Origin of the sequence: Bremerella volcania (assembly GCF_007748115.1) — a bacterium.
GTDB classification, from domain to species: domain Bacteria; phylum Planctomycetota; class Planctomycetia; order Pirellulales; family Pirellulaceae; genus Bremerella; species Bremerella volcania.
Genome location: NZ_CP036289.1, coordinates 155,524 through 174,967 on the forward strand (window position 1 = coordinate 155,524; position 19,444 = coordinate 174,967).

Annotated in this window: 18 protein-coding genes; 7 read left to right on the forward strand and 11 right to left on the reverse strand. The window is 57.7% G+C overall.

The window, feature by feature from the left end; translation table 11 throughout:
- Positions 1–289: 289 nt before the first annotated feature.
- Complete coding sequence (locus tag Pan97_RS00690) at positions 290–1,483, forward strand: amino acid aminotransferase (protein ID WP_144969793.1); 1,194 nt, start codon at positions 290–292, stop codon at positions 1,481–1,483.
- A gap of 139 nt (positions 1,484–1,622) precedes the next feature.
- Here Pan97_RS00690 and Pan97_RS00695 read toward each other — a convergent pair whose 3' ends face one another.
- On the reverse strand, positions 1,623–3,215 hold the full coding sequence (locus Pan97_RS00695) for a hypothetical protein (RefSeq protein WP_144969795.1): 1,593 nt from the start codon (positions 3,213–3,215) through the stop codon (positions 1,623–1,625).
- Between the two features lie 563 nt (positions 3,216–3,778).
- On the opposite strand from Pan97_RS00695, the gene Pan97_RS00700 reads away from it, so the two are divergent.
- Together Pan97_RS00700 and Pan97_RS00705 are read left to right on the forward strand one after the other, a co-directional pair.
- Entirely contained in the window at positions 3,779–4,042 is a 264-nt protein-coding gene (locus Pan97_RS00700; RefSeq protein ID WP_144969797.1) for an RNA polymerase subunit sigma, read from the forward strand.
- Between the two features lie 366 nt (positions 4,043–4,408).
- Positions 4,409–5,770 (forward strand): DEAD/DEAH box helicase, encoded by a 1,362-nt coding sequence (locus Pan97_RS00705; protein WP_144969799.1) that lies wholly within the window; start codon positions 4,409–4,411, stop codon positions 5,768–5,770.
- Between the two features lie 91 nt (positions 5,771–5,861).
- Here Pan97_RS00705 and Pan97_RS00710 read toward each other — a convergent pair whose 3' ends face one another.
- From Pan97_RS00710 to Pan97_RS00720, 3 genes are all read right to left on the reverse strand, one after another.
- Positions 5,862–6,101: an IS4 family transposase gene (locus tag Pan97_RS00710; RefSeq protein ID WP_165698545.1), complete on the reverse strand. Its 240-nt coding sequence runs from the start codon at positions 6,099–6,101 to the stop codon at positions 5,862–5,864.
- Positions 6,102–6,264: 163 nt separating this feature from the next.
- Positions 6,265–7,302, reverse strand: coding sequence for an extracellular solute-binding protein (locus Pan97_RS00715; protein WP_144969801.1), 1,038 nt, complete (start codon positions 7,300–7,302; stop codon positions 6,265–6,267).
- Position 7,303: 1 nt separating this feature from the next.
- Positions 7,304–7,780 (reverse strand): hypothetical protein, encoded by a 477-nt coding sequence (locus Pan97_RS00720; protein ID WP_144969803.1) that lies wholly within the window; start codon positions 7,778–7,780, stop codon positions 7,304–7,306.
- A gap of 73 nt (positions 7,781–7,853) precedes the next feature.
- On the opposite strand from Pan97_RS00720, the gene Pan97_RS00725 reads away from it, so the two are divergent.
- A complete protein-coding gene (locus tag Pan97_RS00725; RefSeq protein ID WP_144969805.1) occupies positions 7,854–9,377 on the forward strand; it encodes a hypothetical protein in 1,524 nt (507 codons plus the stop codon).
- Between the two features lie 22 nt (positions 9,378–9,399).
- Here the strand turns inward: Pan97_RS00725 and Pan97_RS00730 are convergent, their stop codons facing one another.
- Positions 9,400–10,692: an outer membrane protein assembly factor BamB family protein gene (locus tag Pan97_RS00730; protein WP_196782232.1), complete on the reverse strand. Its 1,293-nt coding sequence runs from the start codon at positions 10,690–10,692 to the stop codon at positions 9,400–9,402.
- A 100-nt stretch (positions 10,693–10,792) separates the two neighbouring features.
- Here Pan97_RS00730 and Pan97_RS00735 point away from each other — a divergent pair, with 100 nt between their 5' ends.
- Positions 10,793–11,104 (forward strand): hypothetical protein, encoded by a 312-nt coding sequence (locus Pan97_RS00735; RefSeq protein ID WP_144969809.1) that lies wholly within the window; start codon positions 10,793–10,795, stop codon positions 11,102–11,104.
- A gap of 207 nt (positions 11,105–11,311) precedes the next feature.
- On the forward strand, positions 11,312–12,469 hold the full coding sequence (locus Pan97_RS00740) for a TlpA family protein disulfide reductase (RefSeq protein ID WP_165698546.1): 1,158 nt from the start codon (positions 11,312–11,314) through the stop codon (positions 12,467–12,469).
- 86 nt (positions 12,470–12,555) lie between these two features.
- On the opposite strand, the gene epmB is transcribed toward Pan97_RS00740, so the two are convergent.
- Complete coding sequence (epmB, locus tag Pan97_RS00745) at positions 12,556–13,602, reverse strand: EF-P beta-lysylation protein EpmB (RefSeq protein ID WP_144969813.1); 1,047 nt, start codon at positions 13,600–13,602, stop codon at positions 12,556–12,558.
- 76 nt (positions 13,603–13,678) lie between these two features.
- Between epmB and efp the strand changes: the two genes are divergently transcribed.
- A complete protein-coding gene (gene efp, locus Pan97_RS00750; RefSeq protein ID WP_241676347.1) occupies positions 13,679–14,245 on the forward strand; it encodes an elongation factor P in 567 nt (188 codons plus the stop codon).
- A 40-nt stretch (positions 14,246–14,285) separates the two neighbouring features.
- Here the strand turns inward: efp and Pan97_RS00755 are convergent, their stop codons facing one another.
- From Pan97_RS00755 to Pan97_RS00775, 5 genes are all read right to left on the reverse strand, one after another.
- On the reverse strand, positions 14,286–14,963 hold the full coding sequence (locus Pan97_RS00755; RefSeq protein ID WP_144969817.1) for a hypothetical protein: 678 nt from the start codon (positions 14,961–14,963) through the stop codon (positions 14,286–14,288).
- Positions 14,964–14,969: 6 nt separating this feature from the next.
- Positions 14,970–15,470, reverse strand: coding sequence for a hypothetical protein (locus Pan97_RS00760; RefSeq protein WP_144969819.1), 501 nt, complete (start codon positions 15,468–15,470; stop codon positions 14,970–14,972).
- A 189-nt stretch (positions 15,471–15,659) separates the two neighbouring features.
- Positions 15,660–16,082, reverse strand: a complete 423-nt coding sequence (locus tag Pan97_RS00765; protein ID WP_144969821.1) for a carboxypeptidase-like regulatory domain-containing protein — start codon at positions 16,080–16,082, stop codon at positions 15,660–15,662.
- A gap of 178 nt (positions 16,083–16,260) precedes the next feature.
- Positions 16,261–17,244: a DUF1559 domain-containing protein gene (locus Pan97_RS00770; protein WP_144969823.1), complete on the reverse strand. Its 984-nt coding sequence runs from the start codon at positions 17,242–17,244 to the stop codon at positions 16,261–16,263.
- A 415-nt stretch (positions 17,245–17,659) separates the two neighbouring features.
- Positions 17,660–19,408 carry a vWA domain-containing protein gene (locus Pan97_RS00775; protein WP_196782234.1) on the reverse strand — a complete coding sequence of 583 codons (1,749 nt, stop codon included), beginning with the start codon at positions 19,406–19,408 and terminating at the stop codon, positions 17,660–17,662.
- Positions 19,409–19,444: the final 36 nt, after the last annotated feature.

Genomic DNA, 19,444 nt, shown 5'->3' on the forward strand with positions numbered 1-19,444 from the left:
GGTTCGGGGTGAGCGTCATCGCCATGAGGCTCACCATTTCGCTACGACCGGTTCCGAATTATGGGTGGGAACAAACCAGGCAGGCATCGCGAGGAAGGGTGAAGCTTACCATTATGATCGGTTTGGGCGGGAAATTCACCCCGTTAAAGGGGCGGGTCACCGAAGAATCCGCCGCATTTTTTCCTAGTTTGGGACTTTTCGGACACGATTGCGAACTATCAGACACCACCAGCATCTCGTAAAATGAACGCGTTTGTTTGCTTCAGCCCCTTCTTACCAATGGAAGTTTATGTTCCAGCACGTCGAAACGGCTCCCCCGGACGCAATCCTGGGTCTTAACGAAGCCTTCCGTAACGATCCCAACCCGGAGAAGATCAACCTGAGCGTGGGCGTCTACAAAGACGAACAAGGGGTGACGCCGGTCCTGAAGTGCGTCAAGGAAGCCGAGAAGCGTTTGCTGGAAGGGGAGAGCACCAAGAGCTACCTCCCGATCGACGGCCGAGCTGGCTACAACAGCGCGGTCCGCAAGCTGATGTTTGGTGCCGATCACGAAGTGATCACCTCCAATCGTGCGGTCACCGTTCAGTCGCCTGGTGGTACGGGTGCCCTACGCGTCGCTGGCGACTTCATCGCCGATAGCTTTCCCGGTGCGTCGGTGTGGCTCAGCCAACCTACCTGGCCCAACCATCCCAACATCTTCACCGCCGCTGGCCTCGGCCTGAAGACCTACCCCTACTTCAATAAGGCGACCAACGGCCTCGATTTCGAAGGCATGCTCGGCGCGTTGCAGGGTGCCGCCAAGGGGGACGTCGTCCTCTTGCACGGCTGTTGCCACAACCCGACCGGCATCGATCCGACGCCCCAGCAGTGGAAAGCGATCGCCGATCTGATTCAGGAAAAGGAACTGCTGCCGCTGTTGGACTTCGCCTACCAGGGCTTCGGCGATGGTCTTTCCGAAGACGCCATCGGCCTTCGCGAGATCGCTCGACCTGGGCAAGAGATGCTGATCTGCAGCAGCTTCAGCAAGAACTTTGGCCTGTACAACGAACGCGTCGGTGCCCTGACGGCGGTTGCCACCTGCGAAGCCGAAGCAACGGCGGTGCTCAGCCAGTTGAAGAAGGTGATCCGCTCGAACTACTCGAACCCGCCCACGCACGGTGCCGCGGTCGTCGAGACCGTTCTCACCGATGATTCGCTGCGTGCGACGTGGGAAGACGAACTGACCCACATGCGCGACCGCATCAACGGCATTCGCAAGCTGTTCGTCGATAAGATCTCGGCCTGTGGCATCGACCAGGACTTCTCCTTCATCCAGCAGCAGAAGGGGATGTTCAGCTTCTCGGGGCTCAATCAGATGCAGGTCGACCAGCTCCGCAGCGAAATGAGCATCTACATCGTCGGTTCGGGGCGCATCAACGTGGCTGGCATCAGCGAAGCCAACGTCGACCGCCTATGCGAAGGCATCAAAAAGGTGACCAGCTAAGACTCATCCTGTCCCCTCTCCCTTCCCAAGGGAGAGGGCTAGGGTGAGGGTTGAAGAACCAGGTACCAGTCTGGCTCCTTCAACATGCCTGAGTAAAGACAAAATCTCCTAAGCCCCAACAGGGGCGAGGGAATCCGAATTACTCCGCTTCTTCCTGATCCGACAAGCTCTCGTGCAAGGAAACCCACTCAGGCCGGTCCTCGTTAAAAGCCTGTAAATATTCGCGGCCGGCGTGGACGTAATAGGCCTCGCGGGGGCCGACGGGGTGTCGGCTTTCGCCTGCTGGGTAGAACGTCGTTTGGCGAAGATCGGCGACCGCGGTGCCGGCTTGGCCGTCGCGGCGGGTGGCTGCTATCAGTCGCACATCGCCAAAGAAGAACCCCAGCATCGCCGGTTGGGGTGTCTCGTACCCTTCGCTGGCGACGCGCTGCAGAAGATTATTGGCCAACTCTTGTTGATTGGGCTGCCACATGTTCGGCTCCAGCTCGAACACCTCGGGATGCTCGGCCTGCCATCCGGCGAAGGCCGCGTAGATATCTGGCAGCGGCAGGGAAGTGAGGTCGACGGCGAAGCTTTGGGTGACGGGCCCCACAATGCCCACGCTCTGAAACGTTCCGCCAGGCATGTGATAGGCGTACTGAATCAGGTGACACCGCTGCGTCTCTTCAAACCCAGGCCAACCCAACTCTCGGCTGTCGACCTGGTGCACTTCGTGCGGCGGCATGCCGAACTGGGTATCCAGCGAAAGCCACGCGGCGAGTTCTCCTTCGACCTTGGCTTGCTCCGATTGATGCTCGGCCGGGATCTTGGCCAGCATGTCGAGTTCTTCCGCCACGGCCAACACGCGCGGGCGACAAACCGGCTCAGCGGCCAGTTCCACCAAAAGCTCTTTCCCTTCTTCGTTCCCCAGTTTGGCCAGCGCGATGGCCGCGTCGGCCTTTAGTTTGCGATGCTTTAAGTCTAATGCTGACTTGAGTTTACCGACTGCCTTCTCGTCACCAATGAGGGCGAACGCGTCGCAAATGGCCAGGGCAATCGAGGTTGCTTCGGTCACGGCGACCTTGGCGGTGGCGAAGTCCTTGGCTTCCTTGGGTGGCTCCGATTCAAACTTCGAGAGTCGCGCGACCAGGCCCGAGAAAAGTTCTCCTAGCGCTTCGACGCGGTCAGATGCCGGATGCCTGGCGACCATGCCTTGTCGCGTGACGTAGTTGGCCAGGTCCAACACGAGCGACGCGACCGAGAGATGCGACAGCGCTTCAAGAAGTTTTGGAAAAAGTGTCTCGGTAGGAAGTTCGTCCTGACGCAAAAGCGGAACAAAAGCAATCGCCGCTGCGTTGGAATTCGAAGGTGGTTGTTCGACGACCAACTCGGCAAACAACTGGAGCGCCGCTTCACTGCCGGTGGCCGACAACAGCGCGAGCAACAAGTGCCCCATGCGATGCGTCGCGCCCCACTTTCGGTACGCGGTCGCGATGCGATGAAGGTCGTCCGCTTCGAGGTCTTCTGCGCCGCGCAGCCGCATCGCCAACAGGTTCAAAACACGATCGAGAAAACGCCGCTGAGGATCGGTGATCTCGGGTGGAACCGACTCTAAAAACCGCAAAATCCCCGAGATTTCTAGTTCTTCGGCGCTAAGAATCCACTGCAGCGCTTCCTTGTGCGAGACCAGTGCTGCGAGGGTTTGATCTCCTTCCAGCCAGCCACTGAGAGCGGCATTCAATCGATCCGACATGGACTTCACTTTCGCATGGAACAACGGCGGACAACAACTTGGTCCATCTACTAGTCTAAAGGGCAAAGTGCTTGATCGCGACCACCACCAGCGCGTCTTTCCAAGGTTCGCGGCGCTTCATCGAGCATGACTACGCGAAAGTATTTCCATGAACTGAGCGGCTCGCGTTGAAGTTTTTCTGAACAAATTCGATTCGAGGTTCGATAATTCACCTTGACGAAAGAAAGGCAAAGTTGATTCAATTTGCGAGAAGTAGTTTTTCAGTCATCACCTCACGTCGCTTAAGCAGTTTGGTGGCGCGTTGAAGCGTTGACGAAATGAAAAACTCCGGCTTGAAAAATCCCGCGAGGATGCCGAGTCGAACAGGGGTGAAGCGGCCTTGGCCGAAGTTCTCCCGATCGAATCTGCCATGCATTCGGACGGATGAAAATGGATGTTCAATCTCTCACATGTATGTGGGAGTTCGGCATAACTGCCAATGCAGATTCGAGAGGACTTTTGTGATGCCCCGAAAGCCCTCTCTAAAAACCCCGGGCATCGAATCTTGAGGAGCCCACGGAACGATGGCAACCAAGAAGAAAGCTGCACCAAAGAAGACCGCCAAGAAAGCACCTGCCAAAAAGGCTGCCCCTAAGAAGGCTGCTAAGAAGACGGTCAAAAAGGCTGCAAAGAAGGCTGCCCCTAAAAAGGCCGCTAAGAAGACGGTGAAGAAGGCTGCTGCGAAGAAAGCTTCGCCAAAGAAGGCCGCCAAGAAGACCGCTAAGAAGAAGACCACCAAGAAGGCTGCCGCTAAGAAGCCTGCTGCTCCAGCAACTCCAGCCACCTAAGGCTTGACGGCCGAGCCATCAACTCGGCCGACATTGGTTTTTCTTCGACGAGGTCCCCCCCAGGGGCGGCCTGGCATATAACGACGAGAAAGGCCGAACCTTTGTCCCGTAGGCGTCCTACGGGCCAGCGGTTCGGCCTATTTGTTTGCGCATACAGGACTTCCGAGGGGGCCGCTCGATTGTCCTATCGCCGTTTGTACATTATCGTTAGGGCTTATTGTTTTGACGCAGAACTTGCGGCAGCAGCTGGTCAACGTTCCGAGCAAGTGTCATCGTAGCCCCCAGTGTCGGCCCCGACGGAGCGATCGCTAGGTGAAAGCCTTTGGCTTTTAGCGGTCGCCCCCTTGGGGCTGGCAAGTGAAAGACATGCTCAGATGGGTTGGACCTGCTCGAGAAACCGCTGACGACAACAACGACGTCTTGCTTCCTGGCGACGTCCCACTTAGAGAAACGGTCCCAACCTTGTCGACCCCTGAAGATACCCCAGAAAAGAAGTTCACCGACCTCAACCTTTCCGAAAAGATGCTCGCGGCGCTGAAAGAGGCCCGCTACGAGGTCCCCTCGCCCATCCAAGCCGGAGTCATTCCCTTGGCCCTGGAAGGGAAAGACATCCTCGGTCAGGCCCGCACCGGTACCGGCAAGACGGCCGCGTTCGGCATTCCGATCATCGAGACCCTTCCTTCCGGCAAAGGGCCGCACGCATTGATCCTGGTGCCGACCCGCGAGTTGGCGGTCCAGGTTCGCGACGAGATCGCCAAGCTATCCAAAGGGATGAGCATCCAAACGGTGGCCATCTACGGCGGCAAGCCGATCAAGGGGCAGATGGACAAGCTGAAGCGAAACCCCGACATCATCGTCGGGACGCCAGGCCGCGTGATCGATCACATGACACGGCGGTCCCTCTCGCTCGACTACCTCAGCATAGTCGTGCTCGACGAAGCCGACCGCATGCTCGACATTGGTTTCCGGCCTGACATCGAGAAGATTCTGCGCCGCTGCCCCGAACAGCGCCAGACGATGCTGCTGAGCGCCACCGTTCCTCCCCCGATCGAGCGCCTGGCCAACCGCTATATGCGCGATCCGGTGAAGGTCGACTTCTCTCCCAAGAACATCTCGGCCGACACGATCGAGCAGCACTACTTCACGGTCGATGGGCCCAAGAAGATGGAACTCCTGGTCCGCCTGCTTCGCCGCGAGCAGCCGACCAAGTGCATCGTCTTCTGCCGAACCAAGCGCGGCACCGAGAAGCTCTTCCAGCGTCTGCAAAAGAAGACCAAGCTGGTCCGCTGCATCCACGGCGACATGCACCAGGGAGCCCGCAACCGCACGATCTCCGACTTCAAGGCGAACAAGTATCGCATCCTGATCGCCACCGACGTGGTAGGCCGCGGGATCGACATCTCAGACGTGACGTTGATTGTGAATTACGACGTGCCGGAATACTCCGACGACTACGTCCACCGCGTGGGACGCACCGGCCGCATGGGGAAGGAAGGGGTCGCGTATACCTTCGTGACGCCGGAAGAAGGGAATCAGCTGACGCGGATCGAGATGCGGATCGACAAGCTGTTGATTCGTGACGAAATCGAAGGGTTCGACCCGTACGTGAAGACGTCGGTCGAAACGAGTCCGACGCATGCCCGCGATACCGACGGAACTGCTCCGGCCGAAGAAAAGAAAGAGCCACCCAAGAAGGCTCCCCGTCGCCGCCACCGCCGGGCACTTTAGTGTATCATCCAACTTGACCATGCTCATGCCTTCGTGAGCATGTGAATCTGAAATGAACCGCAGTGCCGTAGACTGGGTCGAGACCTCAATGTTACCCACATTTTGTTCGTAATATCTCACAGCCGCGGAGGATCAGAAGGAGTTTTTCCAATCCGCGCCAGAGGGTTTGCCAGCCGGGGCGGCCGTCGCATTTTCGGCCGAGGTGACCTCCCAGGCCGCCCAGGTGTTTGACGAACTCTTCAAGCGTCATCGTCGTTGCATTGATCTTGGGTGCTCGGGGACTGGGGCGCTGTCGTACTTTGGTGATCGTCTTGACCCACTGTGCGGGCACGACTTCTATGGCTGGGTGGTCGGGGTGCACACCGAATGCCAAAAGCAAAACAAGCACAATTCCGCAGAAAACGAAGACAGGCGTTGTAAGAATTACGAGCTAGCGTGGTAGAAATGTGGGTAACATTGAGGTCTCTACCCAGTCTGCGAAAATTGAACCAACATTAGTTCGTGAGGATCTTCTCGCGAAGAAACTCGGCGGCGCTATCCCATTGGTCGACGGCGGCCTCCCAGTCGACCTCCATTGGCTTGATCGTCTTGGGGGATTCGACCTGCAGCGGGATGTCGAGCGTCGTGTTCAACGGAATCTGAGCACTCGGCCCGCGTGCCAGCGCGGTTTCGACTTCCGCCGAGAGTAAGTAGTCGACCAGCTTTTTCGCTGCTTCAGGATTCGGTCCCCCCTTGATGATGGCCAGCGTATTGGGAATGAAGAGCGTTCCGAGCTGGCCTTCTCCTTGATCCGGATAGACGATCGCCACCGGGCGGCCCGATTGGATCTCGACGACGGCATCGTCCGTGTCAGTCAGGCCAAACGCGATTTCGCCGGAAGAGACGGCCTGGGCGACTTGCTTGTTGCCGGGAAACATCTTGGCGTTGGTCTGCAGCTTGGTGAAGAAATCTTTCGCTTTCTCGTCCCCCAGCTCCTCGAAGAGCACCGCCGCATGCGTGGCGGTCGTGCCGAAGAGCGGCTTGGCGTAGCCTCCCTTATCTTTCCACTTCTCGTCGGCCAGATCGAAGACCGAGCCAGGCCGTTCTCCTTCGGCCAGCAGATTGGTGTTCACGAGCAAGATACGAGCACGGGCCGCGAAGCCGAACCAGAAACCATCGGCCGAACGAAACGCCGCCGGGTACTCGTCCTCGTGCTGAGGATGATACGCCGCGAGCAGGTCGGCCTTTTGCAGGCGCAAGGTGTTCAGGATTTCGTTGTTCCAGAAAACATCGCACCGCGGGCGGTCCTTCTCGGCCAAGATTGCCTCGGTCAGACCGACCGTTTTGTTGGCCTCGGTATCGAACTTGGGGACCGCAGCCACTCCGGTCAGTTCGCGAAAGGCATGGAAGTGGTCCTCCGAGAACTCTTGATCGAGCGCCGTGTAGACGACGACCTCCTTCTTAGCCGCAGGTCGGCAAGCGGGCAGCAGCAGTCCGCACGATAACAGCAGGACGAGCGAGACAGCACGACGTCGCGGGGCTGGGGCAGGCATTTCAGGAAGCAGCTTTCGACTTGCGAGGGGTGATTTTCCAGCGAATGCCCCAAATGACCAACGAGATGGCGCTCGTGACGAACAGGGCCACCAGCGTGGTCGTTTGGCCGGTGAGGATGGGGATCGAGTTCGATTGCTGGGCAAAAAACAACGCGACCACGACCAGCACCACCACGTTGGCGACCATCCAGCCCACGTCCGATTGGCGTTCGTAGTGGCTGCTGCCGAACAGGTGCTGATGATCCAGAATCGAAGTTCGCAGGTGGCCAGCCGCCAGCAGAAACTGATAGACCACAGCAATCCCCCAGATCACCAGCGCCGGCATCATCACCGAGGCATGCTGCGGGGCAGGCGTAGGCCAATCGAGCCCCGAGGCCACCGCGCCGGCGAAGCAAATCAACGCACAAGCCGCATGAGCTTTGGGTAAACCAGATTTTCCGGGGGACGTGTGGTCCTGCATGGGGGCGAACAACAACAAAGACGCGAAATCAATTTTCGTCTAAAATACCACCAATTGGTTTGTTTGTCTTCTCTTCGGACAAAGGCGGCCCATGGTCCGACTGCTCGCTATCCTCATCGTCGGTGCACTCCTGCTACCAGGTTGTAGTTCGTCTGAGCCCACGGCAAAGCCCGCCGCCGCGCCACCCTCTGCGGAAACCGCTCAGGCCAAGCCAGCCGAGGCGAAGCCGCCAGAGCCGAATAAAGAGCCCCCGAAAATGCGTTCCGGCAGCGCGAGCTTCAGCAAGCCGTCCTCCGGCGGGGCCGATTCCCTGGGGCCGAACTTCTTCAGCGGGGAAGGACTCCGCGAGCGCCTGAAGGTTGGTCGCATCGAGCCGGAAGTGCAGTTCGAGGTCGATCCGGCCAAGCTCGAGGCCAACGGCATCCGCGCCATCCAGGGGAAGCACGTCACGATCTATACCGACCTGCCGTCTTCGCACGAGATCGACGAGTTGCCGACCGTCTTCGACGCGGCTTATCCGCAGTGGTGTGAGTACTTCCACGTCGATCCCGCCGCTAACGACGACTGGAAGGTCAAAGCGGTGTTGATGTCCAACAAAGAGACCTTCCGCAAAGCAGGCCTCTTTCCCGATTCACTGCCCGAGTTTTTGCACGGCTACTACCAGGGGGACGCCGTCTGGCTGTTGGATCAGCCCAGCGACTACTACCGCCGGCACCTGCTCATCCATGAGGGAACGCATGCGTTCATGATGATCCTCCTGGGTGGGGCGGGGCCTCCGTGGTACATGGAAGGGATGGCCGAGCACTTCGGGACGCACCGCTGGGAAAACGGCCAGCTCGCCACCCGCGTGATGCCCCCATCCAAAGACGCGACCCCGATGTGGGGGCGCATCAAGATCATTCAAGATGAAGTCGCTGGGGGCAGTGCGCTGTCGCTCACGCGGATCATGGGCACGCCGCAGCAGTCCTTTCTGCAGAACCGCCCTTACGCGTGGTGCTGGGGGGCGTGTGCCTTTTTGGATAACCATAGTCTGTCACAAGAGGCATTTCGTGACATGGTCACCCAGGTTCGCTTGACTGGTGGTTTCAGCGAACGGCTGCTGAACGAACTGGGCGACGTCATGCCGCAACTGGCCGAATCTTGGGAACTGTTCGTCACCAATGCCGAATATGGCTACGACTGGCAGCGGAACGAAGTCGTCTACCGCGACCCGGTTCCCTTTAGCGGCGAAGTGATGACCGCCGAGATCAGCGCCGATCGCGGTTGGCAATCGACCGGCATTCTGCTGGACAGCAGCAGCAACTTCGAGGTGACCGCCAGCGGCGAGTACGTCATTCGCAACGATGGCCAGCCGTGGATGTGCCAGCCCAACGGCGTGACGATCCATTACCACAAAGGAAAACCGCTCGGCCAACTGGTCGGAGCCCTCCGAGCCGAGCCCTGGCCCGGCGGAGCCATCACGCCCCTGGTTACCGCCAACGAAGTCGGCCTGGGGACTTCCCTCTTTCCGGAAGGTCCCTGTGTGCTGTTTCTGAAGGTGAACGAGAGCCCTGACCAACTAGGTGATAATCAGGGCACGATTCAAATTCAGATCAAACGGGCAGCAAAGAACTAGGCCCAACCAGTTACGGTACGGCCTACTTCCCGATGCAGTAAAGATGTTCTTTCCCGCGGATAAAGAGCTTGCCGCCGGCGACCGCTGGCGAAGCGATCGTCGTGTCTTTCACCTGGTTTTCGCTCACGAGCTCGAACGTATCTTTCGCGGCGACTACCTTGCAGTTGCCGTCGATGTTCAGGAAGTAAACGTTGCCGCCAGCGACGATCGGCGAGGCCTTGAAGTTGCCACCCAGACGTTCGCGCCAAAGTAGTTCACCATCTTTCGTGCTATAGCAGTGGGCGATCCCGTCGTCGGTGACCGTGAAGAGCATGCCACCCGCATACACCGGCGAAGGCGTGTCAGGCGTCGACTTATCGATGGTCCATTGAATCGCGTCTTCGGTGAGTTCCCCTTCGTTACCATCCAGCGTCACGGCCAGCAGCGGCTTTCGCATGCCGCGCGTGGTGAAGATCTTTCCTTCGGCGGCAATCGGTCCCGTCACCGTGCGACCACCGACCAGCCCTGGCAAGTACCACAGGCGCTTGCCGGTGTGGGGATCGTACGCATCCAGCGTGTTGCCCCCCATGACCACCAGTTGCACCTGGCCATCTTTCTGCAGCAGAAGGGGCGTGGTGTATGCGTCTGCTTCTTCCGCCGGGGCACCGGTCATCCGCATCGTCATCCACTTCTTTTCGCCTGTCTTCAGATCATGGGCGATCAGGTAACTTTTGACCGATTCCTTCTGCAGATCGGCCAACGAGTCTTGCATGCAGACCGAAATCACCAGGCCGTCGTAAACGACGGGGCTGTTGGCGTGTCCCCACCAGATCGAATATGTGCCGTACTCTTGCTGCAGGTTATGACGCCACAACTCTTCGCCATCGAGGTTGTAGGTAGCCAGCAAACCATTGCCGAAGTGCACGACGACCTGATCGCCGCTGACCACGGGAGATGGACTAGCCATGTTGTGCAAATTGTGAAACTTCTGAGACTTGCGCTTCGGTGCCTCGCGCGGCGTTTCGGCTTGATCGACCAGGATGTTCAGTTCGATCTGGCCTGTCTTCGCATCGAGACGCAACAGACGCAGTTCGTTGGCTTCGTTCTGCAGCGTGACGAAGACGTGATCGCCAACGATCGCCGGGGTCGAATCCCCCCAGCCGTTGAGTTGGGTCTTCCAGGCCAGGTTCTCCTGATCATTCCACTTCGTGGGTACATTGGTTGCCGCACTGAAGCCAATGCCTTCTGGCCCGCGCCAGGCAGGCCAATCGTTAGAATCGCCCTGAAAAAGGGGTTTCCAGCCCGATTCTTCAGCAGCAAGGGGGGCAGAAACCATGAAAAGAACGAGAAAAAGAGTCCAGCTAAAGCGAACTGCCGGAATAGAAATTTCGATCATCATCATTTGTGGGGTAAGATTGGGGGAGTGGAAAGGAGGAGTGATTGCACTTAACTTACCACGTGGCCGCAGCGAAATCGACTTTTTTCAATCAACGTGGTCTGCCGAGCGACGGGCAGGCAAGAAGGGGCGACGACGGGGGAGCTTGATGACCGAAAACGATAAATACCCGGAACTTCGCGAATACCTGCGTGGTCAGAACTACTCGGACGTGGAAATCGACCACATCATCGCCGAAGTTCGTGAATACGAGGCCGAAACCCAGGTTGACTCGATTATGGATAGCATCGATTCGGGACACCTCGATATCCAGGCACTGATCGACGATGCCCTGAAAAAGTTGGCCGACTAGAGCGCGTGCCAGAATCGTAGCCACTTGAGGGCGTGCTGCGCATTTACATATGAATTTCGCGGGCGGACGCCTTTCTTCTAACCCCTGGGCGGCGATAATACAGTGTCTTGCCACCAATCGACCGGCGACCGCACGTTAGCCACCGGCAAGATCCCCCCAATCTATCGCACGCCAAAATCACTCTGATTCCTGGAAATTCGAATGCTGATGAAACGATTCGTTGTTGCTGCCTGTGTGAGCTCGTCGTTATTTGCTTTCGTCGCTTGCAACCGTGCCGCTGACGACGCGGTACCTGCGGCCGAAGCCGAATCCACTGGCGGAGAAGTGCTGGCCCAAGATAGCCTGGCGACCTTCGTGGCTAACCCCACCGACACCGAGCCGCTGATGGATTTCACCAACGCCAACTTCGAGGCGCTTCAGAAAGAGATGTCCGGCCCCAGTGAAGTTACCCAGAAGCACATCGAAGGCATCCGCAAGAGTATCGCCGGAGTCGATCCAGGCGATAACGAACAGGCCGCCGGTCTGCTCAACAGCATCGAGAAATCGCTGCAGGTCTTCGAGTTTCGTCTGGTCGCCAAAGGATTCACGCTCGACGAGGTCCAAGCGAAGGTCACCGAGAACCCCAGCGACGTCGAGGCGATTGACTTGTACGCCGTGAAGATCGACATGGTTTCGTCCGAGATGCATGACGACATCCCGCAGATGGAAGCGTTCGTCAAGAATGAAGCGGACTTCATTGTTTCCAATGCCGAGAAGGTCGATGATTCGAAAGTGAAGATCGCCTACAGAAAGGCCGCGATCGTCCTGCAGTCGATCGCTCAAGACGTCGACCGCTTGAAGTCCTACGAGAAGATCATCGGTAATGAGATGACTCCGATCGACGCCCAGGCCTGGGTCAACGGCGACGGCTTCACGCCAGAAGAACTTGAGGGAAAAGTGATCCTGCTCGACTTCTGGGCGGTCTGGTGCGGTCCTTGCGTCGCCGGATTTCCTCATATGATCGAGTGGCAAGAGGAGTACGGCGAGGAAGGCCTTCAGGTGATCGGCATCACGCGCTACTTCAACTTCGATTGGCCCGAAGGTGCCGAAGGACCAGGGCAAGTCGAAGACGGAGAAGTCCCGCCGGCCCAAGAAGAAGCCATGCTCAATAAGTTCGTCGCCGAGCACGGCCTGAAACATCCCACGGCATTGGTCGCCGATCCAGACCAGTTCTACGAGTCGTATGCCGTATCGGTCATTCCTCACATGGTCCTCATCGGCCGCGACGGCAAGATCCGCAAAGTAGTCGGCGGCATCGGCGAGGCAGGCATCAAATCGCTGGACGAAGCGATCCAAAAAGCCTTGGCCGAACCAGCACCGCAGTAGACTTCAACAAACCGCGAATCCCTCTAGCCCAATAATCCAGTCCCCTCGCCCTTCAGAAGCGAGGGATATGAACGTGCGTGCGCCGACTAACCAATTACCCGCTTGCTCGCATCTCCCGCGATTTCCTCGACGTATCTTGGTACAGCGTAGCCAGGCAGACGGCTCCGCATGGTTTTGACGATGCGCAGCCCCTCGGCCCGCGGAACCTCGAAGTGGGCGGCGCCTTGGACGCGGTCGAGCTGATGCAGGTAATATGGCATGACGTTCAAATCGAGCAGTTTTTCCGACAGTTCGATCAACGTTTCGGCATCGTCGTTCACCCCTTTCAGGAGCACGCTTTGATTGAGCAGGGGAACCTGGGCTTCGCTCAACCGGGCCAGCGCCGCGGCGACGTCGTCGGCCAGTTCGTGGGGGTGGTTCACATGGATGACCACAAACGGGCGGAGCCGCGTGCCGGTCAGCCAGGCCAGAAGGCTGTCGCAGACACGGCTGGGGATCATCACCGGTAGCCGGGTATGAACTCGCAACCGGCGAATGTGCCTGGCTGCGGCGATTTTCTCGGCCAGTAGCGTCAAAACGCCATCGGTCAGCGTCAGCGGGTCCCCGCCGGATAACAAAATTTCGTGAAGGCTCTCGTCCTGATGGATCGCCCCCAGAGCCGAACTCCACGCGTCGATCCCCTTAGGACCTTCCCCATAAGGAAAATGCCGCCGGAAACAGTACCGGCAATGAACCGCACACGCCCCTGTCGTCACCATCAGGGCCCGGCCGTGATACTTTTGCAGTAGGCCTGGCGTCAGCATCGCTTCGTCGTCGCCGACAGGATTCGCCGTAAAGCTTTCTGTGACAAAGGTTTCCTGCTCGACAGGCAGCACTTGCCGAAGCAGTGGATCGCCAATATCGCCGCGGCGCATCTTGGCGGCGAACTCGCGCGGGACGAACAGCGGGAAGCCGTCGGCCGCCGCCAAGCCGGTTTGCCAACTGCTTTCTGGCAGTTGAAGGTGCTCGGCCAAGTCGCTGGCGCGACGGAAAGCGGCCCGCATCGAGGCTTTCCAACCCTCGCTAGGCGATGTGGCGGGGTTCGCGATACAATTGCTACTCGCAGATTGCGAATCGGTAGTTACAATGTTCATCTTTCCATTTTACCGAAATGGACAGGGGCGGAAGGCGCCCTTAAGCGACGGATATCTTTTTTCAGCGAGTCCCCACGTGCAATACAGTACCAGCGATTTTCGTAAAGGTTTGAAGGTCCAGATCGACGGCGAACCGTACGTCATGACCGAGTGCAACTTCGTGAAGCCGGGCAAGGGAAACGCACTGTACAAGTGCAAGCTCAAGAACCTGATCCGCGGCACGAACTTGGACCGTACCTGGCGTGGTGGTGAAACGCTGGAATCGGCCGACGTCGAAGAAACCGACGTGCAGTTCCTCTACAAGCAAGGGGACACGTGGGTCTTCATGGACAACGAGTCGTTCGAGCAGTACGAACTCGACGCCGACGCCGTGGGGGACGGTTGGAAGTTCCTGAAGGACGGCATGAAGTGCATGATGACCTTGTTCAACGGCAACCCGCTGGACATGACCCCGCCAATGCAGGTCGAAATGGAAGTCACTTACTGCGAGCCAGGTGCCAAGGGGAACACGGCCACCAACGTGACCAAGCCCGCCACCATTGAAACCGGCGCCGAGATCCAGGTCCCCATGTTCGTGAACCTGGGGGACGTCATCAAAGTCGACACCCGCGACGGGACCTACGTCGAACGCGTGAAGAAGTAAACGCCGCTTCGACAAGTGGAATCCAATGGGAAACGCTCGGCTACTGGTCGAGCGTTTCTTTTTGGGTCGCCCATTCATCCGGTAGCGGCATATCGATCATAAAGTGTTTCCACTGTTCGGCCTCCGACTTCGGCACCGGCTTGAACGAATGATGTTGAAGACCAAGGCCAGGTAGAAAGTCTCGATTCAAGTATTTCACTACCTGGTCGAACCGCTTGGGAAAGTACTCGCGGCAAACGACTTCTTTGCCGACTCCTAAGCTCTCGACACGAATTGCCATGGCGAATTGAAACGGAACGTCTGCTTCGTAGGCGTCGTCGAGCGAACAGAAATCGGCATTACGTAGCACGGCACAAATCGCAGCGATATGCCAGTCGCTTACGAAGAACTCGGTTTGCATCACCGGCATTTCGGGGTTGTTGAAATCGACGTAGCGATAGATGCCGCTGCCAGAGCGATGGAAGCGAAGCTCTTCGATGAAACTCGTCGTATTCATGCGGACGAACTGAAACGAGTTGAAGCTCTCCGGTACGATCTCGTCGGTCTTCAGCAGCGAAGTATTGGGCCGTGATTCGCTGAGAGGATAAGAATGGAAGTCATCGACCCGAGTGGATGATGTGAGGTAGATCGTTTGATTCCAACAGGCGATCATCGCATCGATACCCAGAACGACGGCAAGCAGCATGCCAGCAAAAGACAGGATGCGACTGAATATCACGGTAGCCTACTCCGGCGGAACCATGTGTTGGATGCGGGTCATCACGTTTTCGCACGAGCCAGGATCGTACACGGCTGACTCTGGCTTTTCGGTCAGCACGTTGTAAACCAAAAGGATGTTCACCAGCACGTCCTTCTCGACGCATAGTGAAACGAAGTTGAACGGGTAGATCACCTTGTCGCGATCGGGAGAAACCACGCCGATCGCCGCAAACGGCGGGTCGCTGTCGGTGAGATCGATGTTGACCCATTGCCACGAGAGAGCCTGGACGATTTGGTTGCCCCACAGGCTGCCCAGCAGCATGACGAGGTCTTCCTCCGCGTCCAGTTCAGGCCCGCATCCCTTTTGAATCTCACGCACGCACTGGTCGATCGCCTCGATAATGACCTGGGGAGAATCGCCGAGCGACACGTCCAAGATCTCCGCCGCATCGGCTGCCACCAGATCCATCAGACGCATGGTCTCGGCACTGGGCGACGACTGAACGACATGGGCAGGATCAGGCATGGGAAAGATTTCCTGGATGGGTGCTGAGTAAGTCAGGCAGTGTTTGGTGTTTCCAGCGGCTAGGATAGCGTGTCGATCGCGAGCATGCCAATAAGAAGCCCGTGGGCCTGTTAAAAAAGAAAGAGCACCATAAAAAAACGCTCGAACCAGCGGATCGAGCGTTTCGTCAGAATGGGAATGTCGAAGGGATTACTTCTTGTCGCTAATAACGTCGAAGTTGATTTCATTCCTGCCACTTTCGACGGTGACCTGCTGCGTCGATTCCGTGTTGTATTCCGGTGGAAACTTTTCCTTAACGCCAGGCTGGGTGATTTGCCCTCGATCGTCTCGCTTGGCTCCACGCTGGGTGGTGATTCGCACTGTGTGTTCGCCGACCAGGGCGCCGTCGTTTTCCGCCATGTACGTCAGCTGGTAGTTGCCATCGGTGTCGGTGATACCGAACGAGCTACGACCGCCTTCGACTGGTTCAAACATGACGTAGGCCTCGGAAACAGGCTCGCCGTTGAGGGTCACCTTGCCGTTGACGGTCCCAATCGGATTGCCGCTGCCGCCACACCCGACAAGCTGTGAAATGGTAAGTAGTAAGCAGAGCGAAAGTCCGCGCGTATTCATGAGATGAACTCCGTAAGGTCCCCACGACCATCAACGATCAATGAGGGGATAGGCCGACAGGCGTAGGTGAAAGAAAAAGAGACAGCCACAGCTTGTGGCAAAGCTCTGAGACGAAGTCAGAGCTTTGCCTGGGACGTTGGCAAAATGATTGCTTCAACGGGATGAAGCGATCGGGTGCTTAGTACTGTCCGATCGGCTGACCGTCGTGGCTATTCAGCAGGCGCTCGTACGTGGTATTCGTACCACCACCGATGTCGTCGTCGATCGTTTCGCTGAGGAAGTGAACCGAACCATCGGCGAACACGAACTGCGATCCGCCTGGGTGAACGCTGGAAAAACCCTGACGTCCATCGTTGTCGTTACAGCCGGTGCCGCAAGTTGCCGTAGTATTGATGTGCGGCTTGCCACCACCAACGACTGAGATAAAGCCGGTATCGAAGTTACCATTTCGTTCGACGTCAGCATTGCCATTGTGGCCGAAAACCAGTCCGGCACCCAGAGTGGCACCGTTCAGCTTCCAGGCACGCTCGCCGACCATGGCCGTATTGCTCGTACCGTCGGTGACGTCCCGCATGCCAACACGCAAACGCTTGTTACCATCGACATTCGTACCTGGGACGAAAATACCGTTGGGGCTATGGGCTCGGTCGACATTGCCGGCACTGTTGACGCCGATGTAGTTGGACAAAGCCAACTCGTGATCGGGGCTGCCCTGGTTGGTGAGATAATGCGAGTTCAAATCAGGACCCGAATCGGATGGGCAGCGGAAGCCACTGATTGGCGTTTTCAGAATGGCCAACTTGGTAGCATTGTTTACCGCTTCGTGTAGACGATCGGGCGAGCTCGGGGCCAGCTGATCGTAGGCGGCCGTTTGTTCGATCTGCGGCAGGATCAGCGTACCCCAACTCCAGCTGGAGTGATCGGCCTCGCTGCCGCCGTTCACTTCATGATCGTAACTGATCGCTGGAAACGCTCCATAGGTATCGTGATAGTTGTGCAGTGCCAACCCAAGCTGTTTCAGGTTGTTGGTGCACTGCATACGTCGGGCAGCTTCCCGAGCCTGTTGTACGGCGGGCAGCAACAGGGCGATCAAAACACCAATGATGGCGATCACCACCAAGAGTTCGACTAACGTAAATCCACAGCGCGCGGCAGTCTTCATAGATAGTGCCTAGTTCGGATAGGGATAAGGAATGGGGCATTCAAGCGGCGAGCTAATCGAGGGGGCTCACGTGCCGCTTAAAGACAAGGATCTGAAGGTCTTTGCAAGAGAACTAAAGAATCTGATGGTTATTGAGTATTGTTGCTAACCCCGCTTTTCGGGTCATTGCGTTCTTGTCACGCAGGGATTGCTGATTTGTCACAAGAGTTGAGATTCTTTGCGGGGAAGTTATGGATGTTGGTGGATTTTGAAATCCTTGTTCACGCCCTTGAGAATCATCGCCTGGATTGCCACTACCGAAGCGGGCAGTGCGCTGGGGCTCATCGCAATAGAGAGAGCGAGAGCGTGCGTTCATCGCAGCACGTGAGGACGCTCACGAAGCGGTACGCCAAAGAAAGCAGGAAACGTCGGTTCGTTACTTCGGCAGTCCTTCTGCCTGGTGAACCATTTCCAGAAACTCGGCCCGGTACGATGCCCCGGGGCCACCAGCATACGGTGCGGCGATTTCTTCGATGGCGGCGTAGCTGGTCTTTTGGGTTTGCTCGCTGTCTCGCAACAGCATGCCGAACATGGCGACGGCGGCGGCGAATTGGAAGTCTCCGCTGGCCTTGGCGAAGTCTTTGCCATCGTCGACGATCGTCGAAGTCATCAGCGTGCTGGTGTCGGAGTCAGGCTGCTTGTAGCGCAGCTTGAGCGTCAACAGTTCGTCCGACTGGGCGGCCTCCGAGGGGACGCGTTCGGTTTGGTACTTCAGATCGTCGATCTTGCCGTTGGCGGTGGTCTCGGTGCCGAAGGGGATCAACTCGTAGAACGCGGTGACCGTGTGCCCGGCACCGATTTCACCGGCGTCCTTTTTGTCGTCGTTGAAGTCTTCGGCTTTGAGCAAACGATTTTCGTAGCCCACCAGGCGATAGGCGGCGACTTTGGTCGGATTGAATTCGACCTGAATCTTGACGTCTTTGGCGATGGTGACCAACGTGCCGGCCATCTGCTCGACCAACACCTTTTTTGCTTCTTGCTGGGTATCGATGAACGTGTAGTTGCCGTTGGCCTTGTTCGAGAGTTGTTCCAGCAGCGAGTCGTTGTGGTTGTCGCTGCCGAAGCCGAGAATGCTCAGGTAGATGTTCTTCTTGGCGTGCTCCTGGGCCAGACGAACCAGGTCGCCGGTGCTGGTGGTGCCGACGTTAAAGTCGCCGTCGGTACACAGCAGCACGCGATTGGTGGCCCCTTTCAGAAAATGATCGGTCGCCATCTTGTAAGCCAGTTGAATCCCTTCACCCCCGTTGGTCGAACCACCGGCGTGCAGTTGATCGAGCGCGCTGATGATCTCGGCCTTCTGGTCGCCAGAGGTTGGCTCGAGGACGAGGCCTGCGGCTCCGGCGTAGACGACGATCGAAATCATGTCGTTCTCGCTCAGCTGGTCGACCAGCATTTTCATCCCTTGCTTGAGCAGCGGCAGCTTGTTGGGCTGGTTCATCGAGCCCGATACGTCGAGCAGAAAGACGAGATTGCTCGAGGGCCGCTCAGTGAGGTCCAGCTCTTTCCCCTTCAGCGCCACGCGAGCCAGGCGATGATCGGGGTTCCAGGGACAATTGGCGACCTCCAGCGAGGCCGCGAACGGGTGCTCGCCGTCGGTTGGTGCCGGGTAATCGTAAACGAAGTAGTTCACCATCTCTTCGATCCGCACCGCATCGACCGGTGGTAGCCGACGATAGCTGGTCAGATAGAAGCGAATCTTGGAGTAGGAAGCCGTATCGACGTCGATCGAGAAGGTCGACAGGGGTTGATCGTTGACGGCGATGAAGCCGTTCTCGTCGATCTTGTCGAACTTCTCACCACCGATGCCCGGTCCTTGGCCTTCGCCTGGCCGTTGTCCGTCGCCAGGCATCGACGAGAGAACTAATGGTTGCCGTGACATCGGCATAAAACCGTGTGGGTTCGGGCCGCTGTCCTCAAAGCTTCCTTTGGGCGACGGAGGTGGAGAGTAGTTCTCTCGCAGGTTCTTGGCGACGTCCTTCCGCCGGGCCAGTTCTTCGTTAAGCGTTTCGCTTTTGGTGTTCGTTTCCTGTGAGAGTTTGCCAGGCTGGTTTGATGCGGGCTTGGCGTCACAGCCGAAGAAGCCAGCGGATAATAGGAGCATCGAGACGAGAAGAAATCGCTTCATCGGACAGACTCCACCTGGGTGATGGGTGATAGCGAG

Bases quoted from the DNA above. Each gene is read 5' to 3' on its own strand.
- Pan97_RS00690 (WP_144969793.1), top strand. From the start codon at position 290: ATGTTCCAGCACGTCGAAACGGCTCCCCCGGACGCAATCCTGGGTCTT.
- Pan97_RS00695 (WP_144969795.1), bottom strand. From the start codon at position 3,215: ATGTCGGATCGATTGAATGCCGCTCTCAGTGGCTGGCTGGAAGGAGAT.
- Pan97_RS00700 (WP_144969797.1), top strand. From the start codon at position 3,779: ATGGCAACCAAGAAGAAAGCTGCACCAAAGAAGACCGCCAAGAAAGCA.
- Pan97_RS00705 (WP_144969799.1), top strand. From the start codon at position 4,409: ATGCTCAGATGGGTTGGACCTGCTCGAGAAACCGCTGACGACAACAAC.
- Pan97_RS00715 (WP_144969801.1), bottom strand. From the start codon at position 7,302: ATGCCTGCCCCAGCCCCGCGACGTCGTGCTGTCTCGCTCGTCCTGCTG.
- Pan97_RS00725 (WP_144969805.1), top strand. From the start codon at position 7,854: ATGGTCCGACTGCTCGCTATCCTCATCGTCGGTGCACTCCTGCTACCA.
- Pan97_RS00730 (WP_196782232.1), bottom strand. From the start codon at position 10,692: ATGGTTTCTGCCCCCCTTGCTGCTGAAGAATCGGGCTGGAAACCCCTT.
- Pan97_RS00740 (WP_165698546.1), top strand. From the start codon at position 11,312: ATGAAACGATTCGTTGTTGCTGCCTGTGTGAGCTCGTCGTTATTTGCT.
- epmB (WP_144969813.1), bottom strand. From the start codon at position 13,602: ATGAACATTGTAACTACCGATTCGCAATCTGCGAGTAGCAATTGTATC.
- Pan97_RS00760 (WP_144969819.1), bottom strand. From the start codon at position 15,470: ATGCCTGATCCTGCCCATGTCGTTCAGTCGTCGCCCAGTGCCGAGACC.
- Pan97_RS00765 (WP_144969821.1), bottom strand. From the start codon at position 16,082: ATGAATACGCGCGGACTTTCGCTCTGCTTACTACTTACCATTTCACAG.
- Pan97_RS00770 (WP_144969823.1), bottom strand. From the start codon at position 17,244: ATGAAGACTGCCGCGCGCTGTGGATTTACGTTAGTCGAACTCTTGGTG.
- Pan97_RS00775 (WP_196782234.1), bottom strand. From the start codon at position 19,408: ATGAAGCGATTTCTTCTCGTCTCGATGCTCCTATTATCCGCTGGCTTC.